We start from the raw sequence: 19931 nt of genomic DNA, 5'->3' as shown, positions 1-19931 counted from the left end.
CAGGGCCGGCTCGTGCTCAGCTTGAAGCGCACGCTCGACGAGCTTCACACCATAATCTCGAACGGCTGCATCCTGGGTAACCTTCCGGCTTCGAATATCTTCCGCCAAATCAGCCAGAGCGCGTCCCGCAGGTACCCCGTACCCCCGGCACCAGGAGTCTCAAGGCGCACGCTTTGTCCAGCCGAAAGATGCAACCCTGAGACTTTGTTGGGAATTTGTTCCTCGTTTTCACGACCGAAGTTGAGAAACACACGCGACTTGCCTCCTGGTAGCCCCCCAGCCAGGCCCAGCGCGCCAAACTTGCCGCCATCGCAACGCACAGAGCAAATAATGTCGTCACCGAGGGATCTAATCTGACGGACAATCCCCAGTCCGCCACGCCGTGTGCCAGCGCCGCCCGAGTCCGTCACCAAGCCGTACTCTTCTACCAACAGCGGGTACTCGATCTCCATCGCTTCGGCCGGCAGGTTCGATGTATTGGTGATATGGACCTGGATACCATCCATTCCGTCCATATCCGCACGTGCACCTGATCCTCCGCCCAAAGTTTCGAGATAAACAAAGCTTCCCTTGCCGTCTGACCTGCGACCAGAAAAAACCATTGACGGCATGACGTCGTTGCTTGACGCCATGGCCTGGCCTTGGGGCACCAGTTGCCCCAAGGCGCCGAGCACTGCACCCGCCACCCGCTGAGAAGTTGTGGCTCGTGCCCCCACGGCCGCCGGAAAGCTCGGGTTGGTGATGGTGCCCTCTGGCGAGGTCACCACGATCGGCATGAACATGCCGTTATTCGGCATCAGGTAAGGATCGAGCATCGCCTTGACCGCGAAGTACACGCTGGCATTCAAAGCATTTCGAGGCATATTGAAAGCGCCCCGTGCTTGCTTCCCACTCCCCGTGAAATCGACGAACAGCACGCCGTCGCGCGCCTCGACCGTGGCCCGAATTTCCACGGGATCTCCGCCCAGGCCATCATCGTCCATCGTTTCGATAAAGCTCGCTGAGCCTGCTGGCAAACGTGAGATACGTGTGCGTAGCCGGCGTTCAGTGTAAGCGAGCAAATCCTCAATAGCGCTCAGCAGCTTCTCCAGACCAGTGCGCCCAACCAACTCGTGCACCAGCTTGACGCCTTTGAGGTTCGTCGCAATCTGCGCCCTGATGTCGTGCACACGGTATTCAGGTTCACGCGTGTTGTGTGCGATCATCTCCAGCAGATCCACATCCAGCTGGCCCTCGCGCTCGATGCGCATCGTGGGAATCCGAAGTCCCTCTTCCCATACTGTCTTGAATAGGTGAGAGGTTGACCCCGGCACCCCGCCTCCGACATCCGTGTGGTGACCGATATTTGCTGCGAAGAAGCGCAACTGGTTCTCCCAGAATATCGGCGTCACCACGGTAATGTCCGGAGCGTGGCTTCCACCCGCCAGATAAGGATCGTTCGAGATGTAGCTGTCACCTGGGAGAATGCCTGTCACCCCATAGCGTTCCATCACCGCATCCACGGCTCCCGAAAGTGATCCCAGATGCACAGGAATATGCGCCGCCTGCACGACAAGGCGTCCTTGCGCGTCAAAGATTGCGACCGAACAGTCCTTTCGCTCCTTGATATTGCTTGAGAAGGAAGAGCGAATCAGCGTATTGCCCATTTCCTCCGTGATGCTCAGCAGGCGATTGCTGAAGACCTCCATCTCGATCGCGTTGAACTGGCGATCCTCTTTTCTATTCTGTTCACTCATGGTTGCCTCGTGCTGTGGTGATGATCAGGTTGCCAAATCGATCAGCCCGCACGCGCTGAGCAGGCAGCACCACGGTGGTCGAACTCATCTCTTCGATAATCGCGGGCCCCTCGAAGTCCGTCTCCATCGGCAGACTCTTGCGTCGATACACCGGCGTTTCCACCCACCCCGTTTCAACAAAGTAAACGGGGCGAACAGCGACAACCGCACCTTCGAGCGTTGATCCCCCCTTGATTTCGGCAATCGGGGCGCGCGGCACCAAACCCACCGCACGCACGCGACAGTTCACTATTTCCACCGCGCGATCGGCAGCGTCGTAACCGTACTCGCGGCGATGGGCGTCACTGAATTTGCTTAGAAAATCAGCCAATGCCGGAAGTCCCAGCGAATCGAGAGGGACCGCGATCTCAAAGTTCTGCCCGGCATAGCGCGCCTCGATAAAGCCCTGAAGTTCACGCTGCTCAGGACGTACTGCCTCGCGCTCAAGCCAAGCCAGCGCCTCCTCGCCCATCTCGTTCAGGGCCTTTTGCGTCAACACCCATGCGTCATCTTGCGCAACAAACATCACCGTACGCACGAAATCGAGAGAAATGTCCGACAGCAATATGCCGCGCGCGCACATGGTGCCTGGCTCTGGCGGCACAAGCACCGCACCGACACCGCAATCGTCAGCAAGCTCTGCAGCATGCAAGCCTCCTGCGCCACCAAATGAACACAGAGCAAACTGCGCTGCGTCGAACCCACGCTCGGTAGAAACGGATCGCACTGCGCGCGCCATATTGGAATTGGCGATGCGAAGAATGCCGCAAGCCGCGTCCTCTACTGAAATTCCCAGCGGATCGGCGACCTGCTCCTTCATCGCAAGCCGTGCTTCTTCCGCATACACGCGCATCCGCCCTTCAAGCAATGCAACGGGATTCAAACGACCGAGTACGACGTGCGCGTCAGTCGTAGTCACTTGAGTTCCACCACGCTGGTATGCAACAGGACCGGGCACTGCGCCAGCGCTCTGAGGGCCGACCTTGAGTGCGCCAGCATCATCGAGACTGGCAATGCTACCGCCACCCGCACCGATCACGTGGACATCAATCATTTGTGTCTTTACCGGGTAGTCCGCAACCAAACGTGCCGAAGTGAACATAGGTTGCAAATCAGCGATGAGAGACACGTCTGTGCTCGTTCCACCCACGTCAAAGGTGATAAGGTTGGGGAAACCGGTCACACGGCCAATTTCCGTCGCGCCGATGACACCTGCAGCAGGACCCGACAAACAAGTACGCACCGGAGCGGTAATCACCGCTCTTACGGACATCAATCCACCGTTGGAGTGGACGGTCATGGGCTCCAGTTCCTCTGAGTCAGTCAGACGGGCGACTGAAGCCACCAAATTGCGCATGTAGGCGGCCATGCGCGGACCGACATAGGCATTCAGCGCTGTGGTAGACATGCGCTCATACTCCCGAAATTCGGGAAGAATGTCGCTCGAAATGCTGATGTATACCGTGGAAGGGAGGATGCCCAGGAGAATGTCACGCACGCGCCTTTCGTGGGTCGGATTGCGGTAACTGTGCATCAAGCAGATGGCCACAGAACTCACCTTCATTTCGACCAATTGGTGACCAATGGCAATGACAGCCTGCTCATCCAGCGGTTCAAGCACTTCGCCGTCGGCGCGCACACGTTCGGGCACTTCGTACCGCAGTTCACGTGGCGCCAGCGGATCGGGTTTGCGCACTGAGTAGTCGTAGAGATTCGGACGTGTCTGGCGGCCGATTTCCAACACATCCCGGAAGCCACGCGTCGTGACAACCGCCATGCGTGCGCCTCGTCGCTCAATCACCATGTTGGTCGCCACCGTGGTTCCATGTCCAACGTTCACCAACTCCCCAGGTTTCATCTCGAATGCATTGATGAGATGCTCCAGGCCATCACGGATGGCTTCCGAAGGATCATGAGGTGTCGAGGGCACCTTGTGATAGTGCAACCCTCCGTCATGTTCGCCGAGCAGCGTGAAGTCGGTGAAAGTGCCGCCCACATCAAAGCCGACACGAAAACGTCGGGGTGCAGAAGCGGAAGTACTAGCGTTCAAGTGGATCTCCGTATATGTTCCATGCGATGTGTGAAGGCTAAAAGCGCCCCTTTCATATGTCCAATCAGTTCTTCCGCCAGAGTTACATTCACAGAATTGATGATGGCAGCAGTTGCACAGCACTTTTCCAGGCACGGTCTGCAGCAATGAGACGGCGCTCCGGAGTTGACTGAAACTGCTCAGCGGTTTTAAGCCGCGTGGCTTCGCTCGGGTAGACCAGCGCCCGGCCGCCGACCAGGGCAGCTACTTGCGCCTGGCATGCGCGCTCCAGGTAATAAATGTTGTAGAACGCCTCAGATACCGTACGCCCGCACACCAGCAGGCCGTGATTTCTCAGCACCATGGCGTTATGGCTGCCAAGATCCGCGACGAGTCGCTCGCGCTCATCAAGTTCTAACGCGATACCTTCATACTCGTGATAAGCAAGGTGCCCGTAGAACTTCAGCGCGTGCTGACTGATTGGAAGCAGGCCCTCCTTCTGCGCCGCGACGGCTATGCCCGCTGAGGTGTGCGTATGTACAACACATGTCACATCAGGACGTGCCATGTGAATGGCCGAATGAATCGTGAAGCCTGCAGGATTCACCTCTTTCTCTCCCTCCCCCTGCACGGACGGCCCTCAGCATCCACCTCCACCAGATCCTCCGGTCGCATATGACCGAAGAGTCGACCGTATTCGTTGATGAGAAAGCGATGTCCCTGGCCAGGCAATCGGACGCTGACATGTGTATAGATCAGATCCGTCATTCGAAAATAATCAAGCAGTCGGTAAAGCGTTGCCAGTTCGGCACGCAGGGTTTCAGTTTCCGTGTTCATGAGAGCTTTCAGTAACCGCGCGAAATGTCGAAGACCCCTTCCAACGGACGGTTTTCGCGATGAGCGGCGATTTGCCTGCAAAAGAATTCGACACGCGCACGCCGAGACGCAATGGAAGCGATGTGCGGTGTAACAAGCACCCGAGGATGGCGCCATAGCGCATCGTCGGGTGGTAGCGGCTCCTGTTCAAACACATCCAGCACAGCCCCACTCAATCGAGCACTATCGAGCGCCGCCATCATGTCGTCACGCACGACATGAGAGCCACGTGCCACATTGATGAGCCCTGCCCCTTCAGGCAGCAGAGCCAAAGTATCGCGGTTCAGCATGCCAGCAGTTTCCGGAGTCGATGGCAACAGGCACACCACGATATGGGAGCTGAGCAGCATCGTTCTCAAGCCCTCTTCACCTGTGTAGCTACGTACCCCGTCAACCCGCTTGGCAGATCTCGACCAACTGGACACCTGAAAGCCCAAGGCCATTAGCATCGACGCACACCGCAGACCAAGTTTTCCCAAACCCAGAATGCCCACCTGGGTTTCTGGCGCGCTGCGCACAGTTTCGAAAGGCTGCCAGTCCTTTGCCGTTTGCTGTTTCACCAGCCTTGGAAGATCCTTGAGTAAGGCCAGGGCGGCGAGACAGACATACTCCCCCATGCGCTGAGCAGACTCGTCCGTCGACGCCCGGAGCAGCGGAAGATGCTTGGGCCATGTGGGATCGGTGGTAATGTGATCCACACCAGCGGCGCTGCTGAGAACGAGCCGCAGGTTCGGATAGCTCGCCAGGCGCCCAGGTTCTGGTTGCCACACGAGCGCGTATTTCACATGCTCTGGATCGACGCTGATGTCATCCCAGGAGCGCACATCGAGGAAAGGAGCATACGTGCCAAACAGTTCACGCCACTCCGGTAATGCTGTTTCGCCGCCTGACTTCACCAGAAGAATCGGTTTGATGGCGCAATCATCGTCTTGTTCTGAATGTGGCACTCCTATCCCCATACCGCCCCAGAATTACTGCGGTTGGAGATTGATTTGCTTGGCGATCACGCCGAACGTTTCGTAGTCCCTGCGCGCACGAGCATCCGCGTCGGCGGGTGTGCTCGCCACCGGCAACAATCCCAGATTCTCGAGTCTGGTACGTGTCTCAGGCTGCGCAAAGCCCTTGGCTATGGATTGTTGAATGCGGCTCAACACTGCAGGCGGTGTCCCCTTGGGAGCAGCGAGACCAAACCATGCGACAGCAGAGAACCCAGGCAAACCTGCTTCAGTCGCCGTAGGCACTTCAGGAAGCGAAGGCACCCGCTGTACGCTCGTGACGAACAGGGGCTGCACCCGACCAGCCTTGATGAAGCTGGTTTGCGCGGCGATGTTGTCGATCATGGTGTCGATCTGCTGGCCTAGCAGGTCATTGATGGCAGGCGCACTCCCCTTATACGGAATGATGTTGAGCTGAACGCCTGCGGCCTTCTTGAATAGTTCCTGAGTCAGATGCGCCTGTGTTCCGGACCCTGCATTTCCTGAACTGACACCACCCTCTTTGGACTGCGCCGCCTTGCGGAAACTCTCGAGATCCTTGATACCTGTTTTCGGATTGGCCACGAAAATAAAGGGCACATCGGCCAGAACCGAAACTGACGCCAGATCGTCAACGGGCTTGTAATTTAGCTTGTAAACGTAGGGGTTGATCCCCATGCTACCGCTCGCAGTCAGTACCAGGGTGTAACCATCAGGTGCCGAGCGCACCACATACTCCATTCCCAACGACCCGCCAGCTCCCGGTTTGCTGACGACCACCACGGATTGCCCGAGTTCTTTGGAGACGAAGTCCGCTGACATGCGTGCCAACGTATCGGCTGCACCACCTGTGGCGTAGGGAAGAATGATCGTGATGGGCTTAGATGGAAAAGCCTCTTGAGCACCAGCAACTGCACCCAGCGTCAACAGGGACAGCACAGCCAGCTTGGAAATTTTGGAAATGAGCATGTTCGATGAGAAGTTGGTGGGGCGCCGGCACCCCGGAACGTGGAAAAAAACGACACCTGCAGATTACGGCTGCTATCATGATCAGTCCAATCAATTGAAAATATGTCAATTCATCATCTGCAGTGATAAGACGTGCTTCGCAATTTTGATCTGAATTTGCTCCGCGTTTTCGATGCAGTCATGGCGGAGCGCAATGTCACCAAGGCGGCTGCGACCCTCTACATGACCCAACCAGCGGTCAGTAACGCCATCAATCGGCTACGCCATCTCCTCAACGATCCTCTGTTCCTCAAGGTGCATGGCGGCGTCATCCCGACCCCCCGAGCACAGGCTTTGTGGCCGCCGTTGAGAGACTCATTGCTTCGGATAGAGCGTACGGTTGACACCGAGGACTTCGATCCTGCCAGCGGACATGCCGTATTCCGGATTGCAGCATCTGATTACGTCGCAGAGCATTTGATAATGCCATTGCTGCCCGAACTGTTCGTGGCGGCGCCGAGGATGGAGCTCCATCTGAAGCCACATCGGATCACAGACGCCGTCACTCTGTTGGCTAGGGGTGAGATAGATTTCGCGGCCGGCGTACTCGCCAATGTGAGTGAACATACACGGGCAGCTACCCTGGACACGCTTGAGTACTGCGGCGTCATGAGGAAAGATCATCCGCTGGGGAAACACCCCACGACTGTGCAGTTCCTCACCGCACGGCATGTATCGGCCAGCCTGTCGGGTGGATCGGCTTTGGTGGACATTGAACTGGCAGAACGCGGACTCAAGCGCAAGCTGGCACTGGTCGTGAACCATTTTGGCTTGATACCGAGAATGTGTGCCACGACCGACTTGGTAAGTATCGTCCCGACTAGATTGGTTATTGAGAGCCACTACGCCAGCGAGCTGCAAATGGTCGAGCTGCCTTTCGGCGTACGTCCTCGTAACGTGAGCCTGATCTGGCATGAGCGCTCCGATCAGTCCTCGGAGCATCGCTGGATGCGGGAGCAGTTGCTACGCGCTGCTCGAATCCCTGCGAGTTAGGGAACGGCCACACTGCACACAAACATTGCATGGCACACACGCGCTATGCTGTGGCCGGTATCGAAAACGAAGGCTGGTGGGAGAATCGCCGAATGTCAAACGCTTCAAGAGGCTGAGAACTCACTCCGGCGCAAACCAGTTCAGCTACAGCTTCACCGACGGCAGGGCCGATCTGGAACCCCGCACCAGCAAAGCCGAAAGCGTGGTAGAGCCCAGGAGTTGTCGCACTCGCCCCTACAACCGGCTGACGATCTGGCAAGTACCCTTCGTTTCCAGTCCAGGCACGAATGATCGAAGCATGCTGCAAGTCAGGCAGCAGTGCCAGGGCCGCCTTCATGATCTCCATCAGACCATCATCCGAAGGCCGGGCAGTGTCCTGGCTGGTCGCATAACCGTGGGTACCACCGATCACGCAATTGCCTCGAGACACTTGTCGACCATAGATTCCACCTCCTTCCATGCCCAGGCTCAGACTCATGAACGCAGGAAGTGGCTCGGTAACAGCCATCAGGGGATGTCCCTGAACCATAGGGACCGGCTCTCCGAACCTCTTTGCAAACTCGCCCGCCCACGCACCAGCGCAGTTGACGACTGCCTCTGCCCTCACCATCAGGCCGTCGGCACACTCGAGTTCAAAGTCAGCGCCCATTCGCTCGATTCGCTCAACCTTGCATCCTTCAATAACGTCGGCACCCGCACGTTCAGCAGCACGTGCGAAGGCTGGCGACACCAACCTTGGATTGGCATGACCGTCCGCCGGGCATAACGAACCGCCAACCACATTGGCACCCAGCCATGGATACCGGCTTCGAAGTTCTGCAGTAGAGATCAACTCCAGATTCATGCCGAAGCCTCGTGTATTTTCACGATAAGCTTCCAGCGAAGCCATCGCCTCCTGGGTACGGGCCAATTTCAAATGCCCTGAGCGGACGTACTCACCATCGATGCCGATGATGTGGGCCAGCTCACCCCAGATTTCGTGCGCGCGTCGCGCCAGGGGCAACTGAGCCAACGCTCGACCCTGACGACGCACCCCCCGTAATTGATTCCACTTGAACGAGAGCCGCACTCATTTCGCTCGAGAAGCACCACACGCAGCCCACGCTTTCGCATAAATAGTGCGGCCGATGCACCAATGATGCCGCCCCCGACAATCGCCACCTGCGATTTCAGCATCTTCATGATGGATCTCCCTGATCCGTCTGAAGCATGGCGAACGGAATCGGCTTTACGGGCGCCTGCGCTCTCAACCTCCCCACATCGCATACCGATTTACCCGTAGCCTGGGCCAGGATCTCGCCAGCAGCGACACCGCACATTCGCCCTTGACAGCGCCCCATACCTACTCGAGTCAGCGCCTTCAGCCGGTTCAACTCCTTCACGCCACACGTGGCGATCGCAAAGCGCAATTCACCCGCTGTGATTTCTTCGCAGCGGCAGATCGTGAGAGAGTCTTCGGCCTCTGCCGCCCAATCATCAGGGAAGGGGAACGCGCGCTCCAATCCACCTCGAAAAGCAGCGATGTTGCCCAGCTTGTCTTTTAAGTCAGCCATCCTGGACACGTCTACCAACACCGGAGGATCCATATCGGACAACATGGCCAACGCTGCCAGTTCACCATCCCATTCGGCAGCGTCGGCCCCGCGAATTCCTGCACCATCCCCTGCGAGATACACGCCCGGCACGGAACTTCTTCCAGCCCAGTCCCGCTGCGGCAACTGTGCGCGCTGAAGTTCGTCGTGAACGAAAGTGCAGCCCAGCAAATCAGCGAGCTGCGTCTCCGAACGCAAGGAGTAGCCAAAGCCAATCGCGTCGCATTCAACGACATGTTCGCGCGCTCCGTCAGACCAGACAACCTCGCTGACACGCTCATTGCCGCGTGCACTGACCAATTTGGCCCCCTGGTGCACCGGCACGCCATGAAATCGAAGCCACGCCGTGTAGTAAATGCCTTTGGCCAGCACTACGGGCTGTCGGCTCATACCCTGCATACCAGCCATTTTGGAACCGAAAGAGGACTGATCGATGACCGCCGCTACCTGGGCACCCGCCTTAGCGTATTGGTAGGCGACCAAATATAGCAATGGACCACTTCCCGCAAATACGACCCGCCGACCAATGCCACAGCCTTGGAACTTGAGCGCAACCTGCGACCCCCCCAGTGAATAGACACCTGGGAGCGTCCAGCCCTGGAAGGGGAGGATTCGGTCGGTGGCACCTGTCGCCAAGATGAGCGTCTCAAACGGTACTCGCTCTTTTCGCCCATTTCTCAGGACATCAAGATGACGTTTCTCCGCTCCCCACACCATTGAAGAGGGACGAAAGTCCACCCTATCGAGCACGTCCGCCATTGCTGCATGCAGTCTGGTCGCCCGCTCCGACTCGAAGCCATAGAGCGCCCGCGGGGAGCGCTTGAAGTTGCCGGGTTGCTGTCGATAGATCTGACCGCCCCAACTCGGACTCTCGTCCAGCACGATAGGCCGAAGCCCATGGCGAACCAAGGTCTGCGCTGCTCGGACACCGGCCGGACCGGCGCCGACGATCACGTGGTTCATACTACGCACCCCCAAACTCTGCAATTGCATGCCGGGCTCTAGCCGAGTTCCACACGCACGTATACGCTGACCATCAGTCGTGGCGACCCAGCAGTCCTGACAGGCTCCCATGAGGCAAAAACCGGCCCTGGGCGAACCCGAAAACTCCGTGTTTCGCAGACGAGGGGCCTGAGACAGAATCGCTGTCAGTACCGTATCACCTTCCAGCCCTGCCAGCGCGACACCGTCGAATACAAAAGGTATGGACACGCGATCCGTTTCACAAAGGCGATGCAAAATGGCTTGTGGCTTCATGGGAGTCTTGTCACTTCAACGCTAGGTTTAGTCAGCTCTTTTCACCGCGATCTGGAGCGTGCGTAGTCGACCACCTCTCGCGCTAGCACGGTCATGTCGGACTTCACTTGTTGGAAGTTTTCCGAGACTTCACGGGTCTTCTCGTTCATGTAGAGAGATCGATTCATCTCGATCTGAAGGCTATGGAAAGAGTTTCTGGGGTCACCATGCCTGCGAACAGCTTCCGCGCCCACGAAATGCTTGTTGACCGTGACTGTATAACCCTGGCGCCTCAAGCATGCGGCGACGGAATCGACAAGGCCAGGCTCGCATGTAGTGCCGTTTCGATCACCCAGATCGAAGTCGGAGCGGCGAACGCCCGCATCCTTTGCCGTAGCCGGAGGCGTGGCACCCATGCTATGACAGCTCAGGTGATAGGCTACGCCAGCTGACTCCTTTGCCATGCGAAGGATACGAGCCAACTCCTCATGGTAGGGAAGATAGTACTCACTCAATCGCCGACGTGCATCCTCTAGAGTGAGCTTGCCAGCATGCAGCGCCTGATTACTGACCACATGGGGAAACAGGCCCATGCCAGCTTTGGTCTTTTCAGAGGGGTTGAGCTCTTCGTGCCACATCCCATTCAACTGGTCGGGATCAATATCGGCCTCGTGCCGGTTAGGATCAACGACGACGTTGGGAAAACATGCGTACAGCCAAGTTGCACCAGCGTCCGTCACATCGCGATAAAGCGCTTCGACGTAAGACGAAATTGACTTTTGGATCAAGTCCAGTGGCGCGCTTGCAGCGAACCATCGCGGGTACTCCGCCCCGCTGCGTGGTACGTCGAACACGACCGGCGCGGCGTCCGCGGGATCGCGCCTCATGTATACACCCGGCAAAACCGCCAGATTAATTGCTCTTTCGCGCACCAATAACACTCCATTCGTTGTTTTGATATCGCCTGCACGAGGACTCACGGGAACGAACCGAACCTGAGTCGATTGCTCCACGAAAAATGTCCTGCCATGACGACTACCGGAAGGGTAGCGGAGTGGTTCTAAGTTAGTCCAATCAAGATATTGGATGTAGGTTCATCACCGGTGTTGATCATCGATCAACCAAGAAGGGCTCTAGATAAGGCGTTCAAAATCCGGACGAAGAAAGCTACACAAAGCTGCCTCTGGTTCGCTGAAGAACTGAAATGAGCGTTAGAAACACGCGAGGCGGTGCGAATGCAACGCGCAAAGGCACCCCGGAGGTAACGCTAGCAGTTACGACGCGGCATCACACCTGGTTCGCGTGGAGAGTGGCACCCGATTTCACGGCTTCTGCGGACTAGGCGCCAACCCTGCAGTGAGAGAGCGCCTTCAATATCGCCAAAAGACTTTGTTGTGTCGAGACATCAAACACGCCACGAAACTCGCCCTGTTCGCGCCCTATTCGCGCCCTGAAGACATATAGCTCGTTAAGCTACCCAGAGTGCGTGGACTACCAAAAACAAGGTGGTGCCCCGAGCCGGGATCGAACCGGCACGCCCCTTTTCAGGAAGCGGCGGATTTTAAGTCCGCAGTGTCTACCAATTTCACCATCGGGGCTGATATCCAATAGCTGTTTCGGGTCGATTTTACCCCGAAGGCTCAAGCATGCGATCAGAATTGGGCTTGCAGAGGCCAGGCTGCTGCTGGAAAGTATCTCAAAGCTTGAGACTCGCCCGGCCTCATCGAAGTTCAGACTGATCTCGTGCACAGCTCTTTACTGCGCTGGCACGTAGCCAACAGCCTTGACCACCTTGCCCCAACGCTTATAGCCTGCCCGACCTTCCGTGAGCGCCTCGGAAGGCGTGCAACCGTAGGGTTTGATATAGGCCTTCTCGAATGCCACGCGCACGGGTTCAGTTGCCAATGCAGCGCGAACCATAGACGAAATTTCCTCCTGCTTCGCGCGAGCGGTATCCCCTTGGACAAACACCGCGTTGTAAGCCACTGCGGTCACTTCAGGGAAGCCCTGCTCAGCGTAAGTTGGTGTATTGCGGGTCAAGGAGTTGCGTGTAGGCCCTGACGTCGCGAGCATGCGCACTTTTCCGTCGGCCAGGAACGGAACCAGGTCTGATAGCGCAGTCGATATGGCTGGCACCTGCCCACCCAAAATGTCTGGCATGGCAGCGGACGATCCCCGGTAGTGAACAGGAACCAGGTCTACCTTGCTGGACTGAGAGACCACCATGGGCACGAAGTGCAGCGGCGTTCCCGCCCCAGGTGTCGCAAAAGCGCCGCCCTTGGGGTTTGAACGAACCCAGGCAAGAAACTCGTTAAGGGTACGCACGCTCTCAGGGATAGCAGGGCCTACGGCGAACCCGTACTCAAGCTGGTGAGTCATAGACACGGGTGCTACATCCTTGAACGGATCGTAAGGAAGCTTCGGCATCGTATGGGGGAAGACGCTTTGAATGGCACCACCATGCACCATGAGTGTCAGCCCATCAGCGGGCGAACGAACCAGCGCGTCAATTGCCAGCAGACCACCCGCACCAGTCCTGTTTTCCACAATAACCGTTTCTGCAAGTTTTCCGCGCAACTGCTCTGCAAGTTGCCGGCACACCATGTCAACGGTTGCTCCCGCAGAAAACGGGCAGTGAATCTTGGCATGCGCGGGCAACTTGGCATTGGCAATCATGGGCGCCATGACAGCAGCTGAGGCGACAAGGGCCTGACGTCGATTCAAAAACATGAAACTTCCTTATTGAATGGCAAGAGATGATTTTTGTGTGGCTTTGCATTGCTCAAGGACGCTAGGCGGCCCCCAGCCATAAACCTCGCGAGCAGCCTGAGGCGAGATAAGTCCTGACTCAAGGTCACGTTGAACCGCATCACGTGAACGCTCGGTCGGCAGGTCATAGCCAGCTCCTCCGGGTGTCAACAGCGAAACTCGCTGACCCGCTGGAACCTGATGCAGCCCCTTCCCGGACAAGGCCTGACCACTGGAAAGCAGAACCTCACCCGGCGCTCCATCGAGGCCACCATTCACACCTCTGGCCGGGTTGTCGATTCTTTCGAACACGGTTCGCAGCGTGAATGGCATGTCGATGGAGTTACCCACCTCGATCGCCAGACCGAGTCCACCGCGGTTTCGACCGGCGCCACCACTGTCGGCACGGAACTCTTTCTTCCAGACAATCAGCGGGCACTGGGTCTCGAACATTTCTATCGAACCGCCCATGATGCCGCTAGGAAATCCGGTAGCAGACAGCCCGTCGACACTCGGCAGCGCCCCCATCCCCCCGTGTTGACGACCGAGGAACGGAACTTACGAGAAGGCGCGCCCGCGCTGGGCCAGACTCCGCTGGTCGACAGCACCCATAATCCACTGGCGCCCTCAGCTGGCACGCGTCCTTTGGCTGGTTCTCTGAGGCAACCAAATACGAGGTCGGGCAATAGCAAGCCCACAAGGTGTCGAGAAACGACCGCCGCTGGCGATTGCGCGTTCAAGATAGTTCCGACAGGCGCATTCACGGAAATGGGCTCAAGTGAGCCTGCATTGTTCGGAATATTTTTGCCGACCACGCAACGAATTCCGAAGGACGTGTACGCCGACGTGTAGCACAGCGGCACATTGATGTTGTGAGACACCATGGGCGAGCTGCCTTCGAAATCTACCGAGATGCGACCATCACTGATGGTCAACGCCGCTGCGAGGTGAATCGGCTCGCCGAAGCCATCCATCGTGAGACTATGGCGCCAAGTTCCACTGGGCAACTCTGCAATTGCACTGCGAAGTGCGTCGCGAGATGTGTTGATGATGTGATTGGCCAGACCCTCCAGATTCGTCAACCCAAACTCGGCCATCATTTCAAGGAGGCGTCGATTGCCCACCGCGTTGCAGGCCACGAGAGCGTAGGTATCGCCTTCCGACTCGTCAGGCAGTCGACTGTTCGCGCGAATAATCTCGATCAACGTTTGGTTCACCACTCCAGCGTCGACGATTTTCAGGATCGGGATGTAGAGCCCTTCCATGAACACGTCAGTCGAGCCATGTGATCCTGGCATGCCACCCACATCCATCAGGTGACTGTTGCACGCAACGAATCCGATCAAACGCTCACCCTGGAAGCACGGGGTGACCGCCGTAAAGTCGTTCGTGTGACCGGTCCCCAACCACGGGTCATTGGTCAGATAGACGTCTCCGGGCCTCATCGTTTCGCACGGATACTTGGCGACCACATGACCCACGGTCAGGGACATGGAATTGACATGTCCAGGCGTGCCTGTAACCGCTTGCGCAAGCATGCGAGCTCGAGAATCAAAGACGCCAACTGCCAAGTCGCCAGACTCTCTGACAATGGAGCTGAATGCGGTTCGCAGAAGCACTTGCGCCTGCTCTTCCGTAATGGCGATCAATCGATCCCACATGACCTGCAGGTCGATCGCACGCAATGGTTCACTGCTCATGGCTGGGCCTCATTTCGTCCTTTGCGCTCCATCACGATAGACTCAGCCCCATCTATGTGGGCATCGAAGTTGCCGCTGACATAGGTCGTCGTCTGGGATTCCAGGATCAAGGCAGGACCGCTCAAAAAACTTCCGATCGGCAAATCGCTTCTTTGAAAGCACGGCACTTCAACAACGCTTGCTTCACCTTCGTGATAGATCCGGGACCAGAAGCCGGGCTTCGGGGCCGGAATCCTGGATGGAATATCTACGCTCGGCGGGCGAGTAACGCGAGTCGTCACCTCGACTGACCAGCTGATGATCTCGATGGCAGCTCGAGGGATCGTGCGCCCGAACAAGCGCACATATGCTGCCTCGAAAAGCTCGCGTAAGGCGACACCGTCGAGGCCGTCTCGAATCGCCTGCGTCACGTCAATCGACACTTCGTAGCCTTGACCGACATACCGCATCAGCGCGAGGCAGGTCTCATCCAGATCGGCATTTCCTGCATACGCCCGCACCTGCGCCATCGCACTCTCGCGCATCTCGGATGTGATCTGCGCTGCGAGTTGCGGATCGAATTGCTCCAGGCGAACCTGTAGGGTACGCACAGACTCAAAGCCCACAGGAGCCCGCAGGAACCCGACCGCGGAGCCTACGCCCGCGTCCGACGGCACAATGATTCGGCTGATGCCCACTTTTTCCGCCACGCGGGCTGCGTGCAATGGAGCAGCCCCACCGGACGCAATCATGCTGTAGCGCCCAATGGATGCGCCTTTCTCGACCGCGTGCACGCGCGCAGCACTCGCCATGCTCTCGCAGACAGTTTCATAGACAGCGTGCGCCGCATCGACCGGCGAGATCCCTAGCGGGCGCCCGACGCCCTCAGCCAGTGCACGATGTGCCAGCTCTACGTTCAACTTCATGCTGCCAGCGGCAAAACGATCTGCGTCAATCAAACCAAGTGTCAGATCAGCATCCGTCACTGTGGGCTGCGTGCCTCCCCGTCCGAAGCAAGCTGGTCCGGGCACGGACGACGCACTTCTCGGTCCGGCTCGAACTCGCCTCAGCGCATCGACACTTGCGATCGAGCCTCCCCCGCACCTATCTCGACCAGATCAATAACCGGGACGCGTACGGGCAAGCCGCTGCCCTTCATGAAGCGGGCCGCGCGGTCAGCCTCAAACAGCCGTGACTTCTCGGGAGAGCTATCGCTGATCAGGCACAGCTTGGCCGTCGTACCCCCCATATCAAACGCGATGACATGACGTTCACCCACACGAGCTGCGGCGTGTGCAGCAAACAGAGCACCTCCCGCTGGACCCGATTCGATAAGGCGCACCGGGAAGCGACGCGCTTGTGTAAAGGAGGTCAAAGTCCCCCCTGAGGTCATGATGAGGGGCTCCCCCTGGAACCCCTGCTCCTTCATCCGGCTTTCCAGGCGACGCAGGTATCCGGCAATCACCGGCTGAATATACGCATTGAGTACGGTTGTGGAGGTCCGCTCATACTCACGTATCTCTGGGCAGATCTCGGAGGACAAAGAAACATTGACCTCTGGCAGTTCGGCCGACAAATACCGCTCGACGTACTTCTCGTGCGCGGGATTCCTGTAGGCGTGGAGGAAAACAACGGCGACACTTTCGACACGTTGGGCGCGCAACTGACCCACAAGGCGTTGCAACTGCCCTTCTTCGAGTTGCTTGATGACCTGCCCCCGAGCATCGATCCGCTCAGCGAGCGTCAAACGCAAGGGCCTTTCGACCAGTGGGCGCGGACGCACGAGAGCCATCTCGTACTGGTCATAACGTCCCTCGTTACCGATTTCCAGCACATCGCGAAAGCCCTCAGTGGTCACCAGTGCCGTACGGGCACCTTGCCGCTCGATGACCGCATTGGTTGGAAGCGTGGTGCCATGAATGAATGCATCCAGATCAGCGAACTTCTTCTGCGCCATCTCGAGCACCTGGCGCATGCCCTCTAGCACCCCCTCTTCCGGAGCGCCGGGAGTCGTGGGCACCTTGCAGGACCATCTGGATGATCCTTGTTCAAGCGCAATATCGGTAAAGGTTCCGCCAATATCGGAAGACAAACGAAGCGAGGATGACATGCAAGTATCTATCGGCACGTTCATTCAATCAGGAAGTCGATTTCCTCTAGCAACTCGCCACTCAGTTCCACGCCTAGCGCCCTTGCAGCCCTCACATTCAACGTCACAGGGCCACGGCAAGAACGATTGACAGGAATTTCTGCAGGCTTGGCTCCATGAAGAATGTCATCCACCACGAACGCCATCAACGGCCAAGCAAGCTTGCCAGCAGAGTTAAATGAGGCGACACCACCGCTCTCAAGCATCGAGAGCTGATTTCCGACAGTCACCAGATTCGCGTCCATGAACAACTCGCCGAGCAGCTTTCCGTTGGTATTGAAAAGCTCATGCGGTCCGACAATGGCGGCATCGCAGCCATCTCGCACCATGGCATGGATGGATGTCTTGAAGGCTTCCTTTGTCAACGTCTCATAAACTGGCAGTTCAATGCCCATCGCTTCGCAGGCTGCAGTGAGCTCACGAAGACAGGAAGGTGCCGGAGAGTACGTTGGGTTGTAGAGATGCCCGACCCGACGGGCATTCGGCACGAGCAACTTCATCATTCGCACTTTCGCCCAGTTGTTTCCCGGCACAAAAGTAAAGCCCGTGAAGTTTCCGCCTGGCCTGCGATGGGTTTCGATCAACCCGGCCTCCTTCATGTCAGTGGCCCAGCAGACCACCGGCACCGGGCGTGTTTCAAGCAATGGCTTCAGGGCGAGATTTGCATTCGTCATGAATGAGACGACAACATCCGGCTCCCAATCAATAATTTGTCGAGCAAGGTCCCGGGTGCGGGCGTAGTCCCTGTTTCCATAGCACTCCATGTATTCAACGGTATCGCCGCTGCTGTAGCCGAGGCGGGACATGGCATTCTTGAACCACACGACATCGTCAGTGCCAACAAATGGATCGCCCTTACCCGCGTAGTGAATCAGGCCCACTCGTGCGGCACGCCCGGGATGAATGGATTCGGAAACGTTAGAAGTTGCGTCAATTGCCATGGAGTAAACCGGTGCGAGATGGAAGTAGTACAGAAGAAGCGTCCACTTTATGTGCCTTCATAATTAATTAGAAGCGAATTATCTTTATGATCTATTGAGTTTTAACTCAACAATCGAAATGCGCGATCACCATGAACGTCACCCTGAGACAGCTGAGTGGATTTGCCTGTGTTGCGCGACTTGGCAGCTTCTCGGCTGCCGCCACGGAAATGAGCGTCACGCCTTCTGCGTTGAGCGTTCTGATCCGTGAACTCGAAAGTGCGACGAAGCTGCGGCTCTTTGACCGCTCCACCCGATCGGTGGCTCTGTCGCCGGCTGGAAGGGAATTTCTACCCCACGCGCTCCAGGTCCTGCAGGATCTCGAAACCGCGCGACGCTGCGCGGTGGATCTCCAGCAGCAACGCAGTGGAACCATCCGCATTGCCACGACGCAAATGTTGTTCTGGGCAGCGCTCCCACCCTTGCTGAATAGTTTCAGACAAGCTCATCCGGGAATAGGTGTCCTACCTGTGGATGTGCCGGTCGATGGGGTTCTGGATGCCATTGATGTGGGACGCGCTGACATTGCGATTTTCGCGGAGCGCCGCCCCAGGACAGATTTACGGGTAAGGCATTTGATGGACACGTCCATGCATTTGGTATGCGATCGCGCAAGCAGCCTGTCCAGGAAGAAAAGTGTGAAGTGGTCGGACATCTGCCATGAGCCGATCATTTTCATTGGAACTGACACGAAGGTCCGCATACAAGCATCGCTAGGTTGGGAATACGAGTTCCCTCAGGCATACGAGGTTACCGTCGGCACCACGGCATTGGGAATGGTGTCGGCAGGCATGGGATCAGCCGTCATTCTGGGAACAGTCGAGCCGATCGTTTCATCACTCGGGCACATCACCGTGCCGATCGTTGACCCCGTGGTGAAGCGGCGCATCATGCTTTACGCCAATAGTCGCGGATCAAATCTATCTTCCGTGCAGCTGTTCAGCGATTTTGCCGAGAGCTACTTCAAGAGGCCTCCACCAGGCACACTCAGAAATCAAAACGCCCCAGAACCCGATGAGGGCGCTGGGGCGCATGAATTCCTGGAGGCGCGATCCGGAGTCGAACCGGACTAGACGGATTTGCAATCCGTTGCATAACCGCTTTGCTATCGCGCCGCACATGAACCAACTGAAGAAAAACTTCAACTGATTCAATGAAGACCGCGATTATAGCCTCGTTTTCAGCAGCCCCGACGCCCGGATGAATCGATCTCCAGCGAGCCTGAAATCAGGATCAAGCCGACAAGCAGACTTGGTTCGATCAGTTCGCCTCAGCTGGCGCGCAATGGCTTGAGCGCGTTGGTCCAGCGCAGAAGCTCATCCAGCATGGCTTTGGCGGCTTGGCCGTTGATCGGGTTGGCATTCAATCCACCTTCTGCCTTGAGCTGTTCGCCAGCATTGATGATTGCCACGGCTTCGAGCATGGATACCACCTTCAGCGTGGTCAGAAGACCCTTGGTGACCTGAACTGACCGGACCCCGCCCGAAATGCCGCCATAGCTGACGAACCCAACTGGCTTGTAGTTCCACTCCTTGACGAGGTAGTTAAGCGCGTTAACGAGAGAGCCTGGCGGCGCGAAGTTGTACTCAGGCAGAACAAAGAGAAAAGCATCCGCTGCTGCAACACTGGCACTCCAGGCGCGCGTATGCTCGTGAGCGTAACGGCCGAGCCTAGGATGCTCAGGCTCATCGAATACAGGAAGATTAAAAGAGGCCAGGTCCACCAGCTTGGACTCGAAGCCGCCGTGGGCTTGAGCCTGGCTGTGTGCCCACTCGGCTACGGACGGACCGATGCGCCCTGGGCGCGTGCTGCAGATCAAGGTATGGAGAACGGGACTTGTCATAAAGGTACTTCAGGTAGAGAAAGAAACAAGGGGCTTTAGGGAAGGTGTT

The 19931-nt window shown here is 57.4% G+C and carries 11 protein-coding genes, 2 tRNA genes and 4 pseudogenes; 2 read left to right on the top strand and 15 right to left on the bottom strand.

The window, feature by feature from the left end; all coding sequences use genetic code 11:
* Positions 1–44 precede the first annotated feature (44 nt).
* The 5 genes and pseudogenes from AAAK34_RS08135 to AAAK34_RS08115 form a co-directional block, all read right to left on the bottom strand.
* Positions 45–1736: a hydantoinase B/oxoprolinase family protein gene (locus AAAK34_RS08135; protein ID WP_431777923.1), complete on the bottom strand. Its 1692-nt coding sequence runs from the start codon at positions 1734–1736 to the stop codon at positions 45–47.
* Positions 1729–3825: a hydantoinase/oxoprolinase family protein gene (locus AAAK34_RS08130; protein WP_231697173.1), complete on the bottom strand. Its 2097-nt coding sequence runs from the start codon at positions 3823–3825 to the stop codon at positions 1729–1731. The genes AAAK34_RS08135 and AAAK34_RS08130 overlap by 8 nt, the downstream gene beginning before the upstream one ends.
* Before the next feature lie 88 nt (positions 3826–3913).
* Positions 3914–4572: pseudogene (locus AAAK34_RS08125) on the bottom strand (class II aldolase/adducin family protein).
* 77 nt (positions 4573–4649) lie between these two features.
* A complete protein-coding gene (locus AAAK34_RS08120; RefSeq protein WP_231697175.1) occupies positions 4650–5627 on the bottom strand; it encodes a 2-hydroxyacid dehydrogenase in 978 nt (325 codons plus the stop codon).
* A 24-nt stretch (positions 5628–5651) separates the two neighbouring features.
* On the bottom strand, positions 5652–6623 hold the full coding sequence (locus AAAK34_RS08115; RefSeq protein ID WP_231697176.1) for a tripartite tricarboxylate transporter substrate binding protein: 972 nt from the start codon (positions 6621–6623) through the stop codon (positions 5652–5654).
* 132 nt (positions 6624–6755) lie between these two features.
* Here AAAK34_RS08115 and AAAK34_RS08110 point away from each other — a divergent pair, with 132 nt between their 5' ends.
* Complete coding sequence (locus tag AAAK34_RS08110) at positions 6756–7655, top strand: LysR family transcriptional regulator (protein WP_231697177.1); 900 nt, start codon at positions 6756–6758, stop codon at positions 7653–7655.
* 43 nt (positions 7656–7698) lie between these two features.
* On the opposite strand, the pseudogene AAAK34_RS08105 reads toward AAAK34_RS08110, so the two are convergent.
* From AAAK34_RS08105 to AAAK34_RS08070, 8 genes and pseudogenes are all read right to left on the bottom strand, one after another.
* Positions 7699–8840: pseudogene (locus tag AAAK34_RS08105) on the bottom strand (NAD(P)/FAD-dependent oxidoreductase).
* Positions 8834–10504, bottom strand: coding sequence for an FAD-dependent oxidoreductase (locus tag AAAK34_RS08100; protein ID WP_431777922.1), 1671 nt, complete (start codon positions 10502–10504; stop codon positions 8834–8836). Before AAAK34_RS08100 ends, AAAK34_RS08105 begins: the two are co-directional and overlap by 7 nt.
* A 41-nt stretch (positions 10505–10545) precedes the next feature.
* A complete protein-coding gene (locus AAAK34_RS08095) occupies positions 10546–11370 on the bottom strand; it encodes an N-formylglutamate amidohydrolase (RefSeq protein WP_431777921.1) in 825 nt (274 codons plus the stop codon).
* A gap of 619 nt (positions 11371–11989) precedes the next feature.
* Positions 11990–12081: transfer RNA gene (locus AAAK34_RS08090), tRNA-Leu, on the bottom strand.
* A 157-nt stretch (positions 12082–12238) separates the two neighbouring features.
* Positions 12239–13213: a tripartite tricarboxylate transporter substrate-binding protein gene (locus AAAK34_RS08085; protein ID WP_231697181.1), complete on the bottom strand. Its 975-nt coding sequence runs from the start codon at positions 13211–13213 to the stop codon at positions 12239–12241.
* Between the two features lie 9 nt (positions 13214–13222).
* Positions 13223–14892: pseudogene (locus AAAK34_RS08080) on the bottom strand (hydantoinase B/oxoprolinase family protein).
* 35 nt (positions 14893–14927) lie between these two features.
* Positions 14928–17020 (bottom strand): annotated as a pseudogene (locus AAAK34_RS08075) (hydantoinase/oxoprolinase family protein).
* Positions 17021–17040: 20 nt separating this feature from the next.
* A complete protein-coding gene (locus AAAK34_RS08070; protein WP_231697184.1) occupies positions 17041–18000 on the bottom strand; it encodes an ABC transporter substrate-binding protein in 960 nt (319 codons plus the stop codon).
* Between the two features lie 131 nt (positions 18001–18131).
* Here AAAK34_RS08070 and AAAK34_RS08065 point away from each other — a divergent pair, with 131 nt between their 5' ends.
* Complete coding sequence (locus tag AAAK34_RS08065; protein ID WP_231697185.1) at positions 18132–19112, top strand: LysR family transcriptional regulator; 981 nt, start codon at positions 18132–18134, stop codon at positions 19110–19112.
* On the opposite strand, the gene AAAK34_RS08060 is transcribed toward AAAK34_RS08065, so the two are convergent.
* Both AAAK34_RS08060 and AAAK34_RS08055 read right to left on the bottom strand, forming a co-directional pair.
* Positions 19081–19154, bottom strand: a tRNA-Cys gene (locus AAAK34_RS08060). The two genes, AAAK34_RS08065 and AAAK34_RS08060, sit on opposite strands and share 32 nt — an antisense overlap.
* A gap of 155 nt (positions 19155–19309) precedes the next feature.
* Entirely contained in the window at positions 19310–19882 is a 573-nt protein-coding gene (locus AAAK34_RS08055) for an NAD(P)H-dependent oxidoreductase (protein ID WP_231697186.1), read from the bottom strand.
* Between the last annotated feature and the right edge of the window lie 49 nt (positions 19883–19931).

This window comes from Ottowia caeni (assembly GCF_050821495.1).
Lineage (GTDB): Bacteria > Pseudomonadota > Gammaproteobacteria > Burkholderiales > Burkholderiaceae_C > Ottowia > Ottowia caeni.
This window is presented reverse-complemented; position numbering and strand designations above follow the sequence as displayed.